This is a genomic window from Lentibacillus halodurans (assembly GCF_900112045.1).
Lineage (GTDB): Bacteria > Bacillota > Bacilli > Bacillales > Amphibacillaceae > Lentibacillus > Lentibacillus halodurans.
The window spans coordinates 258,669-278,490 of record NZ_FOJW01000002.1 but is presented as its reverse complement, the minus strand read 5'-3'; the positions used below and the strand labels follow the sequence as shown (position 1 = coordinate 278,490).

The 19,822-nt window shown below is 42.7% G+C and carries 16 protein-coding genes and 1 pseudogene; 5 read left to right on the top strand and 12 right to left on the bottom strand.

Features of this window, described 5'->3' with window-relative positions:
* Positions 1-36: 36 nt before the first annotated feature.
* The 9 genes and pseudogenes from BM195_RS19055 to BM195_RS03945 all read right to left on the bottom strand — a co-directional run bounded on the left by BM195_RS19055 (position 37) and on the right by BM195_RS03945 (position 7,975).
* A complete protein-coding gene (locus BM195_RS19055; RefSeq protein ID WP_425283889.1) occupies positions 37-213 on the bottom strand; it encodes a dihydrofolate reductase family protein in 177 nt (58 codons plus the stop codon).
* A gap of 113 nt (positions 214-326) precedes the next feature.
* Positions 327-689, bottom strand: coding sequence for a nuclear transport factor 2 family protein (locus BM195_RS03980; RefSeq protein WP_090233945.1), 363 nt, complete (start codon positions 687-689; stop codon positions 327-329).
* A 76-nt stretch (positions 690-765) separates the two neighbouring features.
* A complete protein-coding gene (locus tag BM195_RS03975; RefSeq protein ID WP_090233943.1) occupies positions 766-1,548 on the bottom strand; it encodes a helix-turn-helix domain-containing protein in 783 nt (260 codons plus the stop codon).
* A 137-nt stretch (positions 1,549-1,685) separates the two neighbouring features.
* The gene (locus BM195_RS03970) at positions 1,686-2,165 is read right to left on the bottom strand and encodes a CBO0543 family protein (protein WP_090233940.1); all 480 of its coding nucleotides are present in this window, start codon (positions 2,163-2,165) and stop codon (positions 1,686-1,688) included.
* A gap of 30 nt (positions 2,166-2,195) precedes the next feature.
* Entirely contained in the window at positions 2,196-2,696 is a 501-nt protein-coding gene (locus BM195_RS03965; RefSeq protein ID WP_090233937.1) for a CBO0543 family protein, read from the bottom strand.
* A 110-nt stretch (positions 2,697-2,806) separates the two neighbouring features.
* Positions 2,807-4,691 (bottom strand): annotated as a pseudogene (locus BM195_RS03960) (catalase).
* A 234-nt stretch (positions 4,692-4,925) separates the two neighbouring features.
* Positions 4,926-5,132, bottom strand: a complete 207-nt coding sequence (gene copZ, locus BM195_RS03955; protein WP_090233933.1) for a copper chaperone CopZ — start codon at positions 5,130-5,132, stop codon at positions 4,926-4,928.
* A 143-nt stretch (positions 5,133-5,275) separates the two neighbouring features.
* Entirely contained in the window at positions 5,276-7,660 is a 2,385-nt protein-coding gene (locus tag BM195_RS03950; RefSeq protein WP_090233930.1) for a heavy metal translocating P-type ATPase, read from the bottom strand.
* A 12-nt stretch (positions 7,661-7,672) separates the two neighbouring features.
* Positions 7,673-7,975: a metal-sensing transcriptional repressor gene (locus BM195_RS03945; protein WP_090233928.1), complete on the bottom strand. Its 303-nt coding sequence runs from the start codon at positions 7,973-7,975 to the stop codon at positions 7,673-7,675.
* 215 nt (positions 7,976-8,190) lie between these two features.
* On the opposite strand from BM195_RS03945, the gene BM195_RS03940 reads away from it, so the two are divergent.
* Positions 8,191-8,778 carry a hypothetical protein gene (locus BM195_RS03940; protein ID WP_090233925.1) on the top strand — a complete coding sequence of 196 codons (588 nt, stop codon included), beginning with the start codon at positions 8,191-8,193 and terminating at the stop codon, positions 8,776-8,778.
* Positions 8,779-8,864: 86 nt separating this feature from the next.
* Here the strand turns inward: BM195_RS03940 and BM195_RS03935 are convergent, their stop codons facing one another.
* A complete protein-coding gene (locus BM195_RS03935; protein WP_090233921.1) occupies positions 8,865-11,018 on the bottom strand; it encodes a heavy metal translocating P-type ATPase in 2,154 nt (717 codons plus the stop codon).
* Positions 11,019-11,595: 577 nt separating this feature from the next.
* On the opposite strand from BM195_RS03935, the gene BM195_RS03930 reads away from it, so the two are divergent.
* Positions 11,596-13,182, top strand: a complete 1,587-nt coding sequence (locus tag BM195_RS03930) for a peptide chain release factor 3 (RefSeq protein WP_090233919.1) — start codon at positions 11,596-11,598, stop codon at positions 13,180-13,182.
* Between the two features lie 303 nt (positions 13,183-13,485).
* On the opposite strand, the gene thpD is transcribed toward BM195_RS03930, so the two are convergent.
* Positions 13,486-14,382: an ectoine hydroxylase gene (gene thpD, locus BM195_RS03925; RefSeq protein ID WP_090233916.1), complete on the bottom strand. Its 897-nt coding sequence runs from the start codon at positions 14,380-14,382 to the stop codon at positions 13,486-13,488.
* Positions 14,383-14,628: 246 nt separating this feature from the next.
* Complete coding sequence (locus tag BM195_RS03920; protein WP_090233914.1) at positions 14,629-16,113, bottom strand: glycine betaine uptake BCCT transporter; 1,485 nt, start codon at positions 16,111-16,113, stop codon at positions 14,629-14,631.
* A 263-nt stretch (positions 16,114-16,376) separates the two neighbouring features.
* Here BM195_RS03920 and BM195_RS03915 point away from each other — a divergent pair, with 263 nt between their 5' ends.
* From BM195_RS03915 to BM195_RS03905, 3 genes are all read left to right on the top strand, one after another.
* A complete protein-coding gene (locus tag BM195_RS03915) occupies positions 16,377-17,426 on the top strand; it encodes a C45 family autoproteolytic acyltransferase/hydrolase (RefSeq protein WP_090233911.1) in 1,050 nt (349 codons plus the stop codon).
* A gap of 474 nt (positions 17,427-17,900) precedes the next feature.
* The gene (gene sdhB, locus BM195_RS03910; protein WP_090233908.1) at positions 17,901-18,671 is read left to right on the top strand and encodes a succinate dehydrogenase iron-sulfur subunit; all 771 of its coding nucleotides are present in this window, start codon (positions 17,901-17,903) and stop codon (positions 18,669-18,671) included.
* A gap of 139 nt (positions 18,672-18,810) precedes the next feature.
* Positions 18,811-19,707: a patatin-like phospholipase family protein gene (locus BM195_RS03905; protein ID WP_090233905.1), complete on the top strand. Its 897-nt coding sequence runs from the start codon at positions 18,811-18,813 to the stop codon at positions 19,705-19,707.
* Positions 19,708-19,822 lie beyond the last annotated feature (115 nt).

Genomic DNA, 19,822 nt, shown 5'->3' with positions numbered 1-19,822 from the left:
TATGTTATCAGAATACGTTCTTACGAGCAAATACCATTATAAAATAACCCGATATTTTAAATGTGTTACATCATCGGAATTAATGACTCGCACTTTTTCCAATTCCATTTGCTGATCCAATGATTCAAATAGCCGTATCCTGGATCCTATAAAAAATGGTACGATATGAATTTGAAATTCATCAATCAGCCCTGCTTTCAAATACTGCTGGATTATGTTTGCCCACCCGATATAGAGACATAATTATCTCCAGCAGTCTTTTTTGCCTGAATGAGTGCCAGAAATATCAAAACGAACCTTTCCCAATTGATAATCCCCTCTACGCTCTATGCCTCATCCACTTCTATCAAAAATGCAGTCAATTCTTTAATTTTCCCATTTTTAAACTTATGAAGCTTGTAAATATCGCAAAATGCGTATGTTTTATCCTTTCCATCATCAGGCACTGTCATCTTCCCTTCAATGACAGCAACATTCCCGTGTGTGATAATATTGTTGGTCACATAGTCTTTAAGTGTTACTCCCCGCATTGGCTCAAGCATTTCCATAACTGACTCTTTTCCTTGAATTTTTTGATTGCCAACCATCTCCCACTGAATATCTTCCGCTAAGTTTTCCATTAAAAAATCTACGTCACCCGAAGCAAAAGCCTCATTTACCTTTTGAAAAAATTCCTGATTTTTGGTCAACTTGGTTCACGCCCCCTTAATATGCTTAACGTAACTCTAACATGGAACGAAAACAGACATTTCTTATCGATTGCTATTATGATGTGACGCTCTGAAGAAAACGATGCATTAAAAGGGGTAAAGAAACTAAAATTGGCGGGTCATCCAGACGTGGTTTGTGTAGTGTCAGCTGCTGCTGAGGCACGGCTGAATCTCGCTGCACGACGATTGGTTGCCTGGACCGGGCCCGCAACGTTGTGTGGGGGAGCAAAATATCATTCGTTCGCATTTCCCAGTTCACTGCTGTAGCCATTAAAAAATAGGTGCCAGGCTTGACGTCAGTAAAATGAAAATCTCCCAGCGAGGACAGCAATGTACCATAAAGCGGGAGTCCTTCAGGTATCGGCCTGGAAAATAAACCAACTAAAATAACACCATAAAAAGGAACCTGCGCTTGAATGGTTCCATGCACACAATTGTATGCAGATACAGACGAATAAAGCTTTTCCCATTTCGTCAATTTTTGTAAGGATTCCAGATGACTGCTGACTTGTCGTGTTGAATTCCTGAATTGCGCTGGCGATACCCCCACTCTTTCGGTAAACCGGGTTGTAAACGTACCTAAGCTTTGTTGACCTATCTCCATTCCAATATCACGAACGCTTAAATTTGTCTGCAGCAACAGATCTTTCGATTTTTGCAGGCGGATAGAGGAAATATAATAATGTGGTGGCAGCCCCGTCTGCTTTTTAAAGATTCGTGTAAAATGGAATGGACTATAAGCAGTATAACGAGCCAGCCGTTCAAGAGACAGTTCCTCATTTATATGCTGGTGAATATAGGTGATAACCCCATCAATTTCCGGATAGTGGCCAGTCATGTCATTTGCCTCCATTAATTAGTCGCGCATGAAGCTTTAGAAAAAACGAATTGCTTATATTTTACCACAAATCCTGAATCATTATAAAAATATTAAAAAAGTTATTTTTTCAGTTACATCCTTTTTTAACCGCCTCTTCACGATCCACTACTGTTTTCCCTTTTTCCCGTAATGTCATCCATCAGCCACATGAGCGAGCGAACAAGCAATAAAAACAAAAACAGGCTGGTCAGGGAATAATACCAATACCAACTGATGTAATGGATAAGATCCGTGTTCTTTTCCAATAAAATTTCAAAAGCAGCCAGAACGCTGCTATAAAGTAAAGCCTTCAACAAACAAGTCAATATACCTTTGTTATAAGAGCTCTGGTAGTAATAAATACAAACAAGCGGCAGCAGCAAATGCTCATAAAGCACACTTGACTGAAATAGAGGAAATAGCCGTACAGGGTAGGAAAGCATTTGATAGTAAACAACGAGCTCACCTAGAAATGCGGCAAAATATGCGGCTGTTAAATAACATAACAGCCAATCCTTAAGATGTGGTTTTTTAAAAGAAATGCATAGAAGCACTAGTCCCAAAATAAGAAAAAGCCACAGTAAGATCACTTCCATGTTAACAGCTCCTGTGATGAAATCGATAACTTAATAAATCCAAGGTACCTCAAATAAATGAAGCAAAATGGCAATTATGATAATGGACAGTCCATAAGCCATAAATGGCCGGCTGTAATGCAGTTTCAGCATCGGAAACATGACAAGCACAAACAGAAACGACCAGCCAAGTGACCAGCCATTATTGTATTCGATGATGCCTAAATGAAACCCGGTCCATTCAAATACAATATATATCAAACTCCATTTTCCAATATATAACACTTGGTTATACAATCTATCCGGATAGTTAGACAGGAAAATAATGACGGTACATGGAAGAACAATGAACGCATGCAGGAGGTCCAGAACGCGTTCGGGGATGCCCATATTTGATTGGAACGTCCATATAGGGTAATTATACGTAAAATAAAAATATAATAAATTCATGGCAATAATATAGAGCATTGTTGCATGAAATTTGTGGAAACGGGACCAATTGCCCCTGTGCCATGCTGCTATGATGACCAAAATGATAATAAAAATGTGCATATAAATTCCCCTAAATGTAAAATAACTTCCTGAATATAGGTTACTCAAACGACAAAAATTAATGCACCCCTTGACCTTCATACCAAGGGATGCATTAACTTTTCATGATATCAGCCGCTCATTTTCCCATCTATGTTTTCCCTTGCCCAGTGTCGGTGCTGGGCGATATTGTCAATCAACTCATGTGAGAAGCTGCTCAAGTCGTTGGTATTCTTTACTGTAATAATTCCCAGATCAGTAACGACTTTATCTTCTGTATTCGTATCAGCCTGTGTAATCTGCTTAATATCTGAAGTCATGAGCAGGTCAACGCCGGAATTGACTGCTCCAATTGTTTTGGCATGGATGAACGCATCATCCACGAACGTTTTGGCGTCTTTGTGCATCATCAGCTGATCGGTTGATTTTTTGCCTCCTGGGATATAGAGGGCATCATACATGGCAGAGCTGCTGATCGCATAACTTTTGACCGCTTCTATCTGCTGACCGTCCGCAGATGTGACCATGCCCTGATTTTTACTGATTATATCTGAATGAATTCCGACACTGCCCAAATGTGTCGTAACCTGATCCACATCATTCAGATCAAAGCCATTTTCGATCAGAATCGCAACTTTACGTGTTGTGGCGACTTTAATCGTATTTTCCTGACTGACAGCTGGCGATGAAGCTGTTTCACCGCTGCCTCCAGCATTTTGGGGCGGGTTAACACCGATTCCCATCGCGATTTGTGCTGCCAGTTGCCCGTCCACCTGGTTATACATGTCGACAACACGCTGTCTGACCACTTTATCCTTTACATGGCCGACTTCAAAATGAAAAGCCTTGATAATATGCCGCTTTTCTGGCTGTGACAAACTATTCCAGAAAAGGGTCGCTTGGCGATAATGGTCGTTAAAGCTATCATTGCGTTTACGTGTTTTCCTGCCCTCAACCTTCTCGGCATAGTGTTTATAGCCTTGTGCGCTATCAGGCTCAGGTGCGTTTGCCCGTAAAGAATTGGCCGAATAGCTGACTGCTCCTTTATCGATCGACATACGGTGAAAGCCTTCACGCTGATTATTGTTAACAGGGGAAACAGAACGGTTGATTGGTATCTCGTGAAAATTCGGGCCGCCCAAACGAAGGAGCTGTGTGTCCAGATACGAGAAAAGACGTCCCTGCAACAGCGGATCATTGCTGAAGTCAATACCCGGTACGACATGCCCCGGATGGAAAGCTGCCTGTTCTGTTTCGGCGAAAAAGTTATCCTGATTCTGATTCAACGTCATTTTCCCAATGATTTGAACAGGAACCTGTTCCTCCGGCCAAAATTTCGTTGGATCAAGAATGTCAAAATCAAACGCAAATTCATCTTCTTCCTCCAGAATCTGGACACCTAACTCAAATTCCGGATAATCACCTAGATTAATCGCGTCCCATAAATCCCTGCGGTGAAAATCTGGATCTTTGCCGGACAGTTTCTGTGCTTCATCCCATGTAAGCGAATGGGTGCCAAGCAGTGGCTTCCAATGAAACTTGACAAATCTTGCCTTCCCTTCCGCATTGACAAGCCTGAACGTATTAACACCAAAGCCTTCCATCATACGGAAACTTCTCGGTATAGCCCTATCTGACATCAGCCACATAATCATGTGTGCCGTTTCCGGATTATTGACAACGAAATCCCAAAACGTATCGTGCGCTGCTGTCGCCTGGGGAATCTCATTGTGCGGTTCCGGCTTGATGGAATGTACTATATCCGGAAATTTTATCGCATCCTGAATGAAGAAAATCGGAATATTGTTGGCTACTAAATCGTAATCCCCGTGCATGGACAACACGTTCAGGAATTCGCTCGTGGTCAAAATGCATCATTTTTTCCCTGAAATGGAAATCCTCCATGATCGTGGGTCCACGTTCACCGGCTTTCAGTGAATCACTGGTATTTGAGACGTTTGCCCCCTGATTAGTCGTAAGTTTTGCATTTTTGTGGTCTTTGCGGTACTGATTCAATTGTTTGTTTTTCTTGTTTTCCTGATGATTTCGTTTTCATGGTCTTTCGCCATTTATGTACCTCCCTGTCTGGTTTGTAAATAGAAATTTCCTTTTCTAGCTTTCCATATTCTATGTAGACTATACAAACAACCATTCCCAGCATCTTCCGATTATATCACAACCATGCATCAAAATTTTGCACCACTACAGCCTAAAAAACCGGCTTCCATGATGGAAACCGGTTATCCTATATTATACGACTACATCATAGCCTTGCTCTTCCACTGCCTCGCGCATAGATTCAATATTCGTGATGGCATCGTTATACGTAACATCAACTTTGCCTGTGCCCAAATTCACTTCAACACCTTGCACACCATTTAAGCCTTCAAGTGCACCTTTTACGGCACTCTCGCAGTGGCCGCATGTCATTCCTCTTACATCTAAAGTTGTTTGCATGATAAAATTTCTCCTTTTATAAAATATTTTCCGTCGTTAACCGTTTGTAACCTTTCTATCATCTGATTTACAGACGGTAACAACATAATAAAGTTTACTAACCTTCTGTGGAGAAATAAGATCCGCAGAAGGAATTTCCTGCACTATATCTTAACCCGCTTCAAGCGAAGTGAGTTCGACACAACACTAACAGAGCTTAATGCCATGGCGCCGCCTGCAATCCATGGTGCCAGTAATCCGACAGCTGCTATTGGGATGCCGGCGCTGTTATAGGCAAAAGCCCAGAATAAATTTTGCCGTATATTTTTGATGGTTACTTTACTAATCCCGATCGCTTTTGGTATCAGCAGCAGTTCACCGCCAAGAATGGTTACGTCCGCTGCTTCAATCGCAACTTCTGTGCCTGTACCGATAGCAATCCCGATATCTGCCACGGCCAGTGCAGGCGCATCATTAATGCCATCGCCAACCATAGCTGCTTTTTTGCCCTGTAGCTGGATCTCTTTAACTTTATCCGCTTTTTCTTCAGGTAAAACTTGTGCGATAACTTGATCGATGCCGACCTGCCTGGCAATGGCTTGAGCCGTACGTTCATTATCGCCTGTCAGCATAATGGTTTCCAAACCTTGTTCATGCAGCTGGCTGATCGCTTCAATGGCTGTCTCTTTTATCGTATCCGCTACCGCCACAATACAGCGGTATTCACCATTAACAGCAATCAGCATGGCGGTTTTACCATCAGTCTCATAGGCGGCCATATCATCCTCGGCATCGCTGATAGCCACATCATGTTCAATCATCAGTTTTCTCGTTCCAATTAGTACTTGTTTACCGGAAATCGTAGCTTTAATGCCCCGGCCGGGTATGGCTTCAAACGAATCGGCATCTGTCGCTGTAATATCTTGCTCTGTGGTGTATGCAACAATCGCTTCTGCCAGCGGATGTTCGGAACCCTTTTCTGCACTTGCCAACAGTTTCAAAGTTTCAGAATCACCATTAAAATCTGTTACTTCTGGTTTACCTTTTGTAATGGTACCCGTTTTATCCAAAATCACGGCATCTAATTGGTGTGTTCGCTCCAGATGCTCGCCGCCTTTGAATAAAATACCGGTTTCTGCAGATTTTCCGGTTCCAACCATAATCGATGTCGGTGTAGCTAATCCTAATGCACATGGACATGCGATGACGAGTACGGCAATCGAGGCTACCAGTGCCGGTTCAAATGAACCAGGCTGAACGAATGCAATCCAGCCAATGAATGTCATGATAGCGATCCCAACGACAATCGGGACGAAATAGCCGGAAATGACATCAGCAAGCCGCTGAATTGGGGCTTTTGATCCTTGAGCATCCTCAACGGCTTTCACAATGGATGCAAGTGCCGTATCCTTTCCGACCTTCGTTGCTTCCATTTCGACCGTACCATTTTTATTGATAGTCGATCCAATGATATCCGAATGGGCATCTTTTTCAACTGGAATTGATTCACCGGTGATCATCGATTCATCAACCGACGTTTTCCCTTTGACAACCGTGCCGTCCACCGGAAATTTCTCACCAGGTTTAACCACCAGACGATCACCAACTGCTACCTCTTCAATTGGGATCATCAGCTCATCATCATTCCGGATGACACGGGCCTGTTTTGCCTGCAGATCAAGCAATTTTGACAGAGCGACCGTTGTTTTGCTTTTTGCATTGATTTCCAAATATTTTCCGAACAAAATGAGTGTGATGATAATCGCACTCGTTTCAAAATAGAGATGCGGCATATAGCCCGGATTACCGATGGTTCGTAATGCTTCATATAAACTGTAAAAATACGCCGCACTCGTGCCAAGCGCGACGAGCACATCCATGTTCGCTCCGCCATTGCGCAAATTTTTATAGGCACCGACATAAAACTGCCAGCCGATGACAAACTGGATAGGTGTTGCCAGGGCAAATTGGAACCATGGATTCATCAAAATACCAGGCATATTCACACCGAACAAATGATCAAACATCGTCATCAAGAGCGGAACCGACAGCAAGGCAGAAATGGCCAGCTTCGTTTTCATTTGCTGAATTTGTTTCTCCTTTTGTGTTTGTTTATCTTCTTGTTCGGCTTTTACTTTTGCATCATAACCAAGCTTCTGAATCCTGCCGACAATATCAGCTTCTTCCATCATGCCCGGATTATATTCAACAGCAGCGCTTTCGGTTGCCAGGTTCACATTGGCCAGTTTGATACCGCTTTGTTTATTCAGCACTTTTTCAATCCGGTTCGAACAGGCGGCACACGTCATCCCGAAGACATCGAACTCCGCTTTTTCAGTCTGGACACCATAGCCCAATTTTTCAATTTTGGCAGATATATCATCAACGGACGCCTCAGAAGGATCATAATCAACGGATGCTTTCTCAGTCGTTAAGTTGACTTTCGCTTCAACACCGTCCATTTTATTTAGCACTTTTTCAATCCGGTTTGAGCAGGCGGCACAGGTCATCCCTGTTACACCAAGCGTTGAATGTTCTGATTCACTCACTTCTTATCCCCCCTACTTGGAAAACTGTTTCATGACTTCCATTAACTCTTCAATGGCTTCGTCTCCTTGGCCGGATTGCACCGCATCACTGACACAATGCTTTGTATGCCGTTCTGCGATGGAAAATCCAACTTTTTTCAAGGCTGAATTGATGGCACTGATTTGCACTAATATATCAACACAATACCGATCTTCCTCGACCATTTTTTGAATACCCCTCACCTGTCCTTCAACCCGCTTCAGACGGTTGACAACAGATTGCTTCTCAGCATCCGTCCGTGGTGTTACCGGATGATCATGCAAGTACTCGCCCATCTGTTTCACTTCCTTTCATTTTCTAAATATAGGGTACCCCCCTTATGTATATTTGTCAACAGAAAAAATTATATAAATTTAATAATGAAATGCATGCATACGATCATCCATATGACACTTAACCATTTTTATATCATACCCCTGCATGGTATAACATATGATCAACCATAACGGGAATACATTTTTATTGGACAAATGATAATAGGAGCGATTTCATGTCAATCGGAATACTTTTAATCACAGTTATGAGCAGTCTTCTAATAGCGACGATCATTTTCTTTGTCGCTTACTATCGTCAATGGATAACAGAAATGTATGGGATGCTGATTTCCATGTCGGCTGGAATGTCGGCAGGTATTTTAGCCGGAACCATCCTGGGTGTTTTGTACCATGGCAATTTATTCTCATCGACTGTATACGCCATCCTGATCGGTTTGACAGTCGGATTTATGGCTGGTATGCCTGTTGGTTTGCCTGCTTTGATTGACGGTATGCTCTCCGGATTAATGGGCGGCATGATGGGGGCGATGATCGGCGAAATGGTCGCTATGGCCAGGCCCGATGAAATTATTCAGATAATGGGATTGGTTGTGACGATGATTCTACTGCTAATCTTATATACAACCGAAGATGTGATTCGTAAACAATCCGGACAGGCTATTTTTTCCTTTTTCCGTTACCCTTTTTTCATTTTGCTTATTATTGCGGTTATATTCATAGGATTACATTACTTTGGGTCAATCAAACTAGCTGTTTTCATAGACTTATCATTTATTAAAGTAAAATACTTTCTTCTGTCCTAAAAGTACAGTTATGACATTGAGGAAATCGGCAAATTGACCGATTTCTTCATTAAAAGTGTCATTAACAGGCAGTGTACCTTTAAAATTTATGATGCTTTTAACAGTTTTGCGTTGATTGCAACGATAATCGTGCTCAAACTCATCAATACCGCTCCAACTGCGGGGCTGAGCACAATGCCGATTGGTGCCAGTACACCAGCTGCCAGCGGAATCGCAAAGATATTATAGCCGGCTGCCCACCAAAGGTTCTGAACCATTTTCCGGTACGTTTTGCCGGACAGTTCCATCAATGATACAACATCATTCGGATTGCTTTTAACAAGCACAACATCGGCTGATTCCATGGCAACATCTGTACCAGCACCGATGGCAATACCCAAATCGGCTGTTGCCAGCGCGGGCGCATCATTGACACCATCACCTGTCATCGCGACTTCCCAGCCTTTGCCTTTAATCGTCTTCACTTGATTTGCTTTGTCATCAGGCAATACTTCTGCGTACACCTCGTTAATGTCCAGCTTCTTGGCGACCCAATTGGCTACCTTTTCGTTGTCGCCTGTCAGCATGATGGATTCAACACCTTTTTCTTTTAACGATGCTACTGCTTCTTTTGCGGTTTCCTGCACCATATCGGCCAAAGCAATCATGCCGATCAGTTCATCATTCAATAGCACAAAGACAACAGTTTTGCCTTCTCCCGATAATTTATCGAACTGATTCTTGTCATAATCCATGTTGCTGTTATCAATATATCCCGGACTGACGACATTTACTTTTTCACCCTGGATTTTACCTTCAATTCCTTTACCAGTGATGGATTCAAATTCCTCGATTTTTTTTAGTTCAAAACCCTTTTCATTTGCAGAACTGACAATACCAGCAGCAATTGGATGTTCTGAATTTTGTTCAAGACTGGCGGCCCATGTCAATACGTCATCTTCACTGCAGCCTTCACGCGGTACAATGTTGGTTACCCCGAACTCACCTTTCGTCAAGGTACCTGTTTTATCAAAAACAACCGCATTCAGTTTTCTTGCCCCTTCAAAATTCGCTCTGTTGCGGATAAGCAGTCCTTGTTTTGCCGAAATGGACGTTGACACCGCAATAACGAGCGGCGCTGCCAGTCCGAGTGCATGTGGGCACGTAATGACCATGACTGTGACCATCCGCTCCAGAGCAATGTCAAAGGTAAATCCAAGCATCAGCCAGACAAATAAGGTGATAAACCCTGCTGCTAGGGCGATGTAAAACAGCCATTTAGCAGCACGGTTTGTCAGATCCTGTGTTTTTGACTTCGATTCCTGTGCTTCCCGGACAAGCGTGATAACCTGGGATAGATAAGAATCCTCGCCGGTTTTTTCAACCTTTATTTTGATCGATCCTTCCTTATTAACCGATCCGCCAATGACTTCATCACCTTTTTCCTTCTCAACCGGAACTGATTCTCCTGTCAGCATCGATTCATCAATCGCTGAATTGCCTTCAAAAATCGTTCCGTCGACTGGGATTTTTTCACCGGGTTTGACAAGCACTTTGTCGTCATGTTTCAGTTCTGATGTCTGAACGTCTGTCACGTCGCCATTCTCGTCGAGCTTATGGGCTTCATTTGGCATGAGTTTAACCAGTTCTTCTAAGGCATTCGAGGCACCCATCACCGAACGCATTTCAATCCAATGGCCAAGCAGCATAATGTCAATCAACGTAGCCAATTCCCAGAAGAAATCTTTGCCTTCCCAGCCGAAAACAGTCAAAGAACTATATCCGTATGCGACAAGGATAGCAAGCCCAATCAGTGTCATCATTCCCGGATTTTTTTCTTTCAGTTCACTGATACCGCCCGTAATGAACGGCCAGCCGCCATAGAAGAAAACGAATGTCGCAAGTGCGAACAGAATATATGGATCACCCGGCAAACGCCAGTCAACACCTATCAAATCCTGAATCATTGGTGACAAGACTAAAATGGGTATGGTTACTATCAGAGATATATAAAACCTTTTCTTGAAATCATTGACCATATCACCATGATCATGGTGACCATGATGACTGTGCTCCTGATGACCGTCATGACTGCCATGGCTATGATCATCTTGATGATGGCGATATCCTTCGTCAACATGTTCACGATCGTGCTCAGCGTCGCCACCATGATGATGCTCGTGATGACTTCGATGGTCAGAGGGATGCTGATGATCTTTTCTGCCATTCGTATGATGGTTCTTTCCATTACGGTTGTCCATTTAGAGCCCTCCTATCTGAACCTATTCTATATTTCCCAGAATGGTTCCTTTTTATTAATTATTAATACAATACCCCCGTTAGGTAAATGATAAACGTAAACACTATTACAAATGAAATTTACTAGTCCAAACAACCTTACCTACAAATTTTTTGCACTCAAAAGCGATGCTATTCCAATATCAAGCAAGTAACCAATCCAAATCAAAAACAGGCCTGAACGAACAGACTGCCAGAGAATCTAGTTTATACCCTATTGATTTATATGGACCAAGCATATTCCTCTCCCTTTTCATATATATTTTATATACCATGTCTTATGTTTTATCGGATCAACATACGCATATTTTTTCAAGGCAATTCTTTCATTACATAATCCATATCCATTTATGCATTCGTTCCCCTTAAAATGTTTATCTTGAAACACCACATCCTAATTGACTAAACCCATCCGACATGCTATCTTTTGATGGTATCAACCGACTTTTTCAAACAAATCATAAGGAGAATCATACCAATGTAAACGAAAATCCCCACCAAACCACAGTAAAACAACATTAAAAATGGAAGGGATTTTTTATGGAAATACGCGACGAAGTAAATAAACGACGGACCTTTGCTATCATTTCGCACCCGGACGCCGGGAAAACAACACTGACGGAAAAACTGCTTCTGTTCGGAAATTTGATCCGCTCAGCCGGAACTGTCAAGGGAAAAAAGTCCGGTAAATTCGCCACATCGGACTGGATGGAAATTGAAAAGCAGCGTGGTATCTCGGTTACATCAAGTGTCATCAACTTTCCTTATAACGACTATCAGGTCAATATTCTGGACACACCCGGTCACGAAGATTTCAGTGAAGATACGTACCGTACACTGACCGCCGTTGACAGTGTTGTCATGATTATTGATGCGACAAAAGGTATTGAAGCGCAGACAATCAAGCTGTTCAAAGTATGTAAAATGCGTGGGATCCCTATTTTTACATTTATCAACAAATTGGACCGTGAAGGACGGGAGCCGCTTGAGCTGCTAGAGGAAATCGAGGAAGTGCTCGATATTGAAACCTATCCGATGAACTGGCCTGCCGGTATGGGCAAACGGTTCCTGGGAACTTTTGATCGGCACGGAGAACAATTTATTCAGTATAACGGGAATGAAGAAGAGACATATATCCCATATGGAGCTTTGGAAAAACCGGAACATGAGGATTTGGTTTCACAGCCAACTTATCAGGCAGCCAATGATGAGTTTGCACTCGTCGAGGAGGCGGGTGATAAATTTTCGCTGGATGCCGTTCTTTCCGGGAAACAGACACCGGTCTTTTTCGGTAGTGCGCTCGCTCCGTTTGGTGTCCAGAACTTTTTTGATACATTCATTTCCATGGCACCCGCTCCGGCACCACGCAAATCAACGGAAGGTGTCATTTCACCGGATAACCCGGACTTTTCCGGGTTCATTTTCAAAATCCAGGCAAACATGAATCCTGCTCATCGTGACAGAGTTGCATTCCTGAGGGTTTGTTCAGGCAAATTCGAACGTGGCATGAGCGTGAAACTGGCACGAACCGGCAAGCCAATCAAACTTGCGCAATCCCAGCAATTTGTTGCTTCCTCCCGCGATACCATTCAGGAAGCGTATGCCGGAGATATTATCGGCATTTATGATCCAAATGCATATCAAATCGGTGACACACTAATGGGAGGCAATAGCTTATTCGAATATCAGGAACTTCCGCAATTCCCGCCGGAGCAATTCAAGCGTGTTACAGCAAAGAACGTTATGAAAGCAAAACAGTTCAAAAAAGGGATTGAACAGCTTGTCCAGGAAGGCGCGATCCAACTGTATAAGCATTACCGTTCTGAAACGTATATACTGGGAGCCGTAGGAGAGCTGCAATATGAGGTCTTCCAATATCGTATGAAAAATGAATACAATGTCGAGGTTATGCTCGAATCAATCGGCGAGCGAGTTCCACGATGGCTGAAACCCGATCAGGTTGACCCTTCCATGTACGATGAGCGTAATATGCTTGTCCGAGACCGCTCCGACAATTATGTTGTCCTGTTCAAAAATGAATTTTCCCTGAATTGGTTCAAGGATCATCACCCGGATATTCAGCTGATTGATCTGTTTGACGTGAATCAGTATGATCAGACAACATGATGACGAAATGCACAGGATTTCCGTTATGAGATTCTGTGCATTTTTTAATGGAATTAATTCAATACCGATTATAGGTACTCGGGTTAATGTTTACATTTTCGATTGGTTTTGTTCAGGGAATGATGTTCACATTCCCCGGATGGGCTATTGTTCTTCTGTTGATTCTCCCGCTCTTCTGCAGATATCCACCCGCCAAAAGTCAAACGGATTCCATTAAAAAGCGGCCGTCCCAAAAAGAGATGGCCGCTTGAACGCCAGGATTATAATCAGGAAAGTTCCCCGGCTATATCTATATTATTAGCTTCAGCTCATTGCTGGGATACCGCTATCCCGTACAGCAATATATTCCGGACGTTTTTTCCCGCCCGAGTATGGATCAACTAAACGATTTTCGACACTGTTGTACACCATAAATAAATTGTTGCGCGGATATGGTGTGATATTGCTTGTTGAACCGTGCATAGTGTTGCACTCAAACAATGTAATCGAACCTGCTTTTCCAGTCGGCACGGATATACCACTGCCTTTTTCAGCAAGCCAGCGGAGACTTTCCTCATCAGGTACGCCGACTTTTTGTTTTTTCAGTGACTCCTTATAGTTATTGTCGGGCGTTTCCCCTACACAGCTGACATAGTAGTTCTGGGACCCCGGTATAAGCATCAAAGGCCCGTTAAATGTATAGTTATCAGATAAGGCAATCGATAAGCTGACTGCTCTCATCCTTGGCATGCCATCCTCAACGTGCCACGTTTCAAAGTCAGAATGCCAGTCAAATTCTTTTCCTTTGAAACCGGGCTTATAATTGATACGGGACTGGTGTATATAGACATCACTTCCCAGTAAATGGTTCACGATGTCCAGTATCCGCTGATCGTTTGCAACATCTTTGAAGTAGTTGTCATCTTTGTGTACGTGAAAAATAGAACGGATGTCATCACTTTCCGGTTCACGGATCACTTTATCGGAAGTGACATCTTTGTTCGAATCCTGCAATTCAAAAATGGCTTTCTGCATGTCTTTAACTTCCTCATCGGAGAAGAAATTTTCAATCTGCAAAAACCCATTTTGTTCATAGGAATCAAGCTGTTCTTTTGAAATAGGGGCCTGATTATCGTTGGATCGATCCGTGTATATCACAGGGTCCTTCCGTTCCAAAATTTCCGGCTGGTCCTTTTTTCGCGAAGGATAAAGATCTTCCATTATAAAACACTCCCTATTTAAATTTTTCACTAAAGCTATATATGCTGTTAAGTTCCCTGAATGGCCGGGAAACTTTCCTGCATGATTTTAACGACACACCACCCTTATGATTTAACGCCTAAAAAACCTAATATAAAAATGATTTAAAATTATTATACAAATAAATCGTATTGATTGCAAATGAACAAAAAACTGCCTTATCGTACCGGAATATCCGATCAGATAGGACAGTTTTACAAGCTTTTTTCAGGACCAATTTTTATCTTTATCCTTCTTCAGTGCTTTAAAAAACGAAACGACCATTAGCAGCATGATGAAAGAGAATGGCAGCGCTGCTGAGATTAACGCATTTTGCAGTGCCTGAAGCCCGCCTGTGTATAACAGAACGGCTGCGATCGTTGATTGTGCCAGTCCCCATGTGAATTTCACCGTTGTCGGCGGAGACATGGATCCATTCGTGGTCTGCATACCAAGGACAAATGTTGCCGAATCCGCAGATGTAATAAAAAACGTACTGATCAGCAGAATGCCCAGAATGGATAAAATCATCCCAAGCGGCAACTGGTCAAACATACCGAACAATGCCTGCTCGTCGGGAAGCCCGGCAATATCCGCACCATGATTTTGTGCGTCTATACCGGTGATACCAAATGCCGAAAACCATAAAAAACCGACAACAGATGGGACAATCAGAACACCAGAAACAAATTCCCTGATCGAACGCCCTTTGGATACTCTGGCGATGAAGATGCCGACAAATGGGGACCAGGCAATCCACCACGCCCAAAAAAACACCGTCCAATCCATCACCCACTGTCGTTCATCTTCATCGTTAGGTGACAGTCGAAAACTCTCGGAAGGCAATTGCTGAATATAGGTACCGATTGTATCTGTGAATGTATTCAGGATATATAAGGTGGGACCCAGTATTAACGTGGCCACAAATAATATCGCACCCAAACCCATATTGGCGTTGCTCAAGTATCTGATGCCTTTGCTGAGGCCGGTATATGTCGATATCATAAATAAAACCGTTACAATCAGAATGATAACGAGCTGAATCCAGAATGAAATCGGAATATCAAACAGATAAGCGATACCGCCATTGATTTGTGTTGCACCGAAACCAAGTGTCGTTGCTACACCGACTATGGTGGCGAATACAGCAATGACATCAATCGCTTTCCCCCATGGTCCCTTCATGGCATCACCAAGCAATGTTTCCAGTGAAGAACTGACCAGTCCGGGCTTTTCGTGACGGAACATAAAATAGGCAAGTACAAGCGCAATAATTGCATAGATCGCCCATGCATGTATACCGTAGTGAAAAAATGTAACGCGCAAAGAATCTTCAAGTGCCTCCCTAGTACCAGGATCAGCCGTCGGTGGTGTTTTGATATAGTGGGAAACCGGTGATGCAACACCATAAAAAACAAGGCCAATCCCCATTCCTGCACTAAACAGCATAGCAAACCACGATGAATAACTGAATTCCGGTTTTTCACCTGATTTTCCCAATCTGATTTTTCCATAAGGGCTAAAAACCAAATATAAACAAAACAAAACGAACAGCGTTACAATTAATAGGTAAAACCATCCAAAATGATTAGAAATATAGCCCATCACCGCAGCTGAAATACGTTCAAAACTGTCAGGCATGATGGCACCAAATATTGATAACATGACGGTTATGGCCAGCGTAATCCAAAATACGATTGTTACATTTTTCATATCACTTAACCTCCCTGTAAAATGATGCATCTCAGTCAGTCAATTCATATGAGTAGTTTTTCTTTGTACCGTTATTCTATACAACAGCCAAGTCAACAGGTTTCATAATTCGAAAAACTTAAGGCTCATCTCACTAAAAATGCAGAAATTTCGCTTATAAGATTTGCCATCATTGCCCTTTTGAAGTTGCAAGCATATGGTTTGCTTTCAATCGCAAATCACGTAAACTGTCATTAGCTGAAAAAGAAAGAGGTCTGACTTTTATGAAACCGGTCTACAGCGATGTTATCCAATATAGAGGAAGCCATTATGATTTTGGTTATATGCAGGGGGAACGGCTGCGTTACTCTCCTATTCTGTCGAACCGCAAAAAACAATGGGCATCCAAAAGAGACCGTCACTTTCTGATCAATCCCGATGAAGTGAAGGAAGCGATTATGACATTTGCCTCTGGCATCTGGGATGAACTCCGTGGCCTGGCGGATGCCCTGACAATGAATCGCGAAGATGCGATACGCGAATTTGGTGGATATTATCTTGAATATGGGAAGAGCGGGTGTTCAATTTTCACGGCGTCTAATTACATGATTCGTAATTATGACAGTCATCCGCTTTCCTATGAAGGACGTTATATGATTTATCAACCGACCGATCAGGGTTATGCCATTATCGGACCGTCCATGCAAATAACCGGCCGGATCGATGGCATGAATGAAAAAGGACTTGCCATAGGTTATAATTTCACCCATCGTAAGCAATCAGAAGACGGATTTCTGTGCAATATGATTGGACGGATGATGCTGGAAACATGTGCAAATCTAAATGAGGCTATATCCCTTTTGAAAAAAATCCCGCACCGGCATTCATTCAGCTATGTTCTATTGGATAAGAGCGGGGAATCGTATGTAGTTGAAGCTTCCCCAAGAGAAGTTGCCGTACGCAAATCCAATGTATGCACCAATCATTTTCATCTGTTAGATGAGGAAAACCGCTACAGACAGGAAGAATCCCGCACGCGGGAACAGTCAATCCGGAAGCAGCAGCAACACACAGCTGATCCATATCAGGCTTTCCGGGTCATGAACGATTCGGATAAAGACATTTTTTCAGACAAATATGACGCCTCAGCCGGAACACTTCATACCGCAGCCTATTTTCCAAATCAGATGAAAGCCTGGTTCGTGATTGGCCCTGATCGAAAACCAGTGATTTTTAACTTCAAAAAATGGCTTGACGGTAACAAGATTCACGCCACACGGATCAAGGGTGAACTTGACTATGATTCCCCATTTGTGAATATGCAGGAAATATAGGTTTTCCGGAAACGGTTTATGCTTATCTTAGGTGTCTTATTGATTACAACCATTGTCAGCTGGCTGATGGTATTTCGGACAAAAAGTATGCGTACTGTTTAACACGATAAAACAGAATACGGCAGGACCTGGGGATTTTGGAAGCAAATGTAAATCAGAGAATTTTTAGTTTATGCAACAGAATATCAACCAAATTTTTCGATTTATCATCCAAATATGTGCAACGCCACCCGTTTTCGGAAACTCTGGTCCTTTCTTAACGAATAAACTGCTAGTCTCCTTTAGTTGTACGACGATTTTTGTTTCTGAATCAATGCTTGATCGTCATCGACCAGATTCAAGGCTCATTCCCCGATAATCCTTGCTCATACAGTATAAATTCAAAAATACATTCCTATACTATTATTAACGCTTTATGAAAATAAAACAGCCATTGACTTTGAATGAGTGGTTTACTCAGAAAGGAGAAGCAAAATGGCCACAGCGACAGATAAGAAGGCGATTCATTTAATCATTGAAAGACAAAAGGACCCTGAGTCAGAATCATACAAAGAAGAATTTTCGATACCGTACAGCCCGAATATGAATATTATTTCCGCCCTCATGTATATCCGGGAAAATCCGGTCAATAAGGCTGGTGAAGAAACCATTCCAGTCCAATGGGAAATGAGCTGCCTTGAAGAGGTTTGCGGCATCTGTTCCATGGTGATCAATGATGTTCCCCGTCAAGCCTGTTCAACGCTTGTCGATGAACTTGAACAGCCCATCCGGATCCAGCCGATGCGCACATTTCCAGTTGTTCGTGATTTGATCATCGACCGGGAAAGCATGTTTGATTCCATGAAACAGGTCAAAGCATGGATACCAATCGACGGTACATACGACATCGGCCCTGGCCCTCGCATGAATGAGAAAAAACGTCTGATGGCATATGAACTTTCCAAATGTTTCACGTGCGGCGTTTGTCTGGAAGCTTGTCCAAATGTCAATGATAAAAGCGAGTTTCTGGGTCCGTTCGTGTTTTCTCAGGTTCGGCTTAAAAACGCCCATCCTACTGGGGAAATGAACAAGGAAGAGCGAATTGAAGGATTTATGGAAGATGGCGGTCTGCAAGGATGCGGCAACTCCCAAAATTGTGTCCAAGTCTGCCCGAAAGGAATTCCATTAACGACATCCATCGCAGCGGTCAACCGAGAAGCCACACTTCAATCATTTCGGAGCTTTTTTGGAAGTGACAAATATTAGGCAACCTCCGTTAAGGGGTTGCTTTTTTCATATTCTGATTTAAATAACATAGAAGATCGCATGACCCAAGCAAATCAATTGTTATCCCTTCGTACACTTGCTATAATTATTCTTATCGGAGAAAAAGGAAGTGTAGAATTTGGAATACGATGCAGGCCTCATGCTGGAAGGCGGCGGTATGCGCTGTGCATTTACTGTAGGCGTACTGGATTACTTTCTTGATCACCAGATTGAATTTCCATATGTTGCAACAGCATCGGCAGGCGCACTGATTGGCAGTTCCTACATTGCCAAACAGCGTGATCGGAACACCGAGCTGCTTGCAGGCATTGGAAAAAATCGGAAAGCTATATCGATCAAACATTTCCTGCGAAATAAGGAATTATTCAGCATGGATTTTATTTTCGATAAACTGGCAAACCATTTATTTCCGCTCGATTTTCAGTCATTTTCACAGGCCAGTTCCAGATTTATAATCGGAACAACCGACATTAATACCGGCAGATCCGTTTTCTATGATACATTCCAAAAACAAGAGGATCTGTCAACCATTATCAGAGCCTCCTGCTCTCTACCGGTTTTAGCTCCAAGCGTTGGCTATAAAGGAAAACAATTAGTTGATGGCGGCGTTGCAGACCCGATACCGATTCTTCCTCTGATGAAACACAGATTAAAAAAGCATGTCGTCATTCTTACTCGGAACAAAGGCTATGTCAAAAAACCTACAAAATTAAACTGGTTCTTTAAACGAATTTTTCAAGATAAGCCCGAGCTGATTAAATTATTACGTGACCGTCATGTGCGCTATAATGATACGATGAAGAAGTTACGCGCAATGGAACAGCGCCATGAAGCATTCATTATACAGCCTGCAGAACCATTGGCAGCCAGTCGTATTGAGAATAGCAAACAAAAGCTGGAAGCATTATACCATCAGGGCTATCAGGAAGCCGAAAAAAACAGTAAGGCACTGCAAAATTTCCTGAACAACTCACAAAAACCCGCAGCATACATAAAGGATAATGTCCCCTCTTAGGCGATTCGTTCACATGTTAAAGCAGCCTGCCGCAGCAGAGCTGCCTTTTTTTATCTTTGTATACGCAGGTCACCCCTTCAAACATGACGTTGTGTTCATAAACGGCATCCTTTGT

Coding starts and splice junctions, on each gene's coding strand:
- BM195_RS03975 (WP_090233943.1), bottom strand. CDS start 1,548: ATGACTGGCCACTATCCGGAAATTGATGGGGTTATCACCTATATTCAC.
- BM195_RS03970 (WP_090233940.1), bottom strand. CDS start 2,165: ATGGAAGTGATCTTACTGTGGCTTTTTCTTATTTTGGGACTAGTGCTT.
- BM195_RS03965 (WP_090233937.1), bottom strand. CDS start 2,696: ATGCACATTTTTATTATCATTTTGGTCATCATAGCAGCATGGCACAGG.
- copZ (WP_090233933.1), bottom strand. CDS start 5,132: ATGCAAACAACTTTAGATGTAAGAGGAATGACATGCGGCCACTGCGAG.
- BM195_RS03945 (WP_090233928.1), bottom strand. CDS start 7,975: ATGGGCGAGTACTTGCATGATCATCCGGTAACACCACGGACGGATGCT.
- BM195_RS03940 (WP_090233925.1), top strand. CDS start 8,191: ATGTCAATCGGAATACTTTTAATCACAGTTATGAGCAGTCTTCTAATA.
- BM195_RS03935 (WP_090233921.1), bottom strand. CDS start 11,018: ATGGACAACCGTAATGGAAAGAACCATCATACGAATGGCAGAAAAGAT.
- BM195_RS03930 (WP_090233919.1), top strand. CDS start 11,596: ATGGAAATACGCGACGAAGTAAATAAACGACGGACCTTTGCTATCATT.
- thpD (WP_090233916.1), bottom strand. CDS start 14,382: ATGGAAGATCTTTATCCTTCGCGAAAAAAGGACCAGCCGGAAATTTTG.
- BM195_RS03920 (WP_090233914.1), bottom strand. CDS start 16,113: ATGAAAAATGTAACAATCGTATTTTGGATTACGCTGGCCATAACCGTC.
- BM195_RS03915 (WP_090233911.1), top strand. CDS start 16,377: ATGAAACCGGTCTACAGCGATGTTATCCAATATAGAGGAAGCCATTAT.
- sdhB (WP_090233908.1), top strand. CDS start 17,901: ATGGCCACAGCGACAGATAAGAAGGCGATTCATTTAATCATTGAAAGA.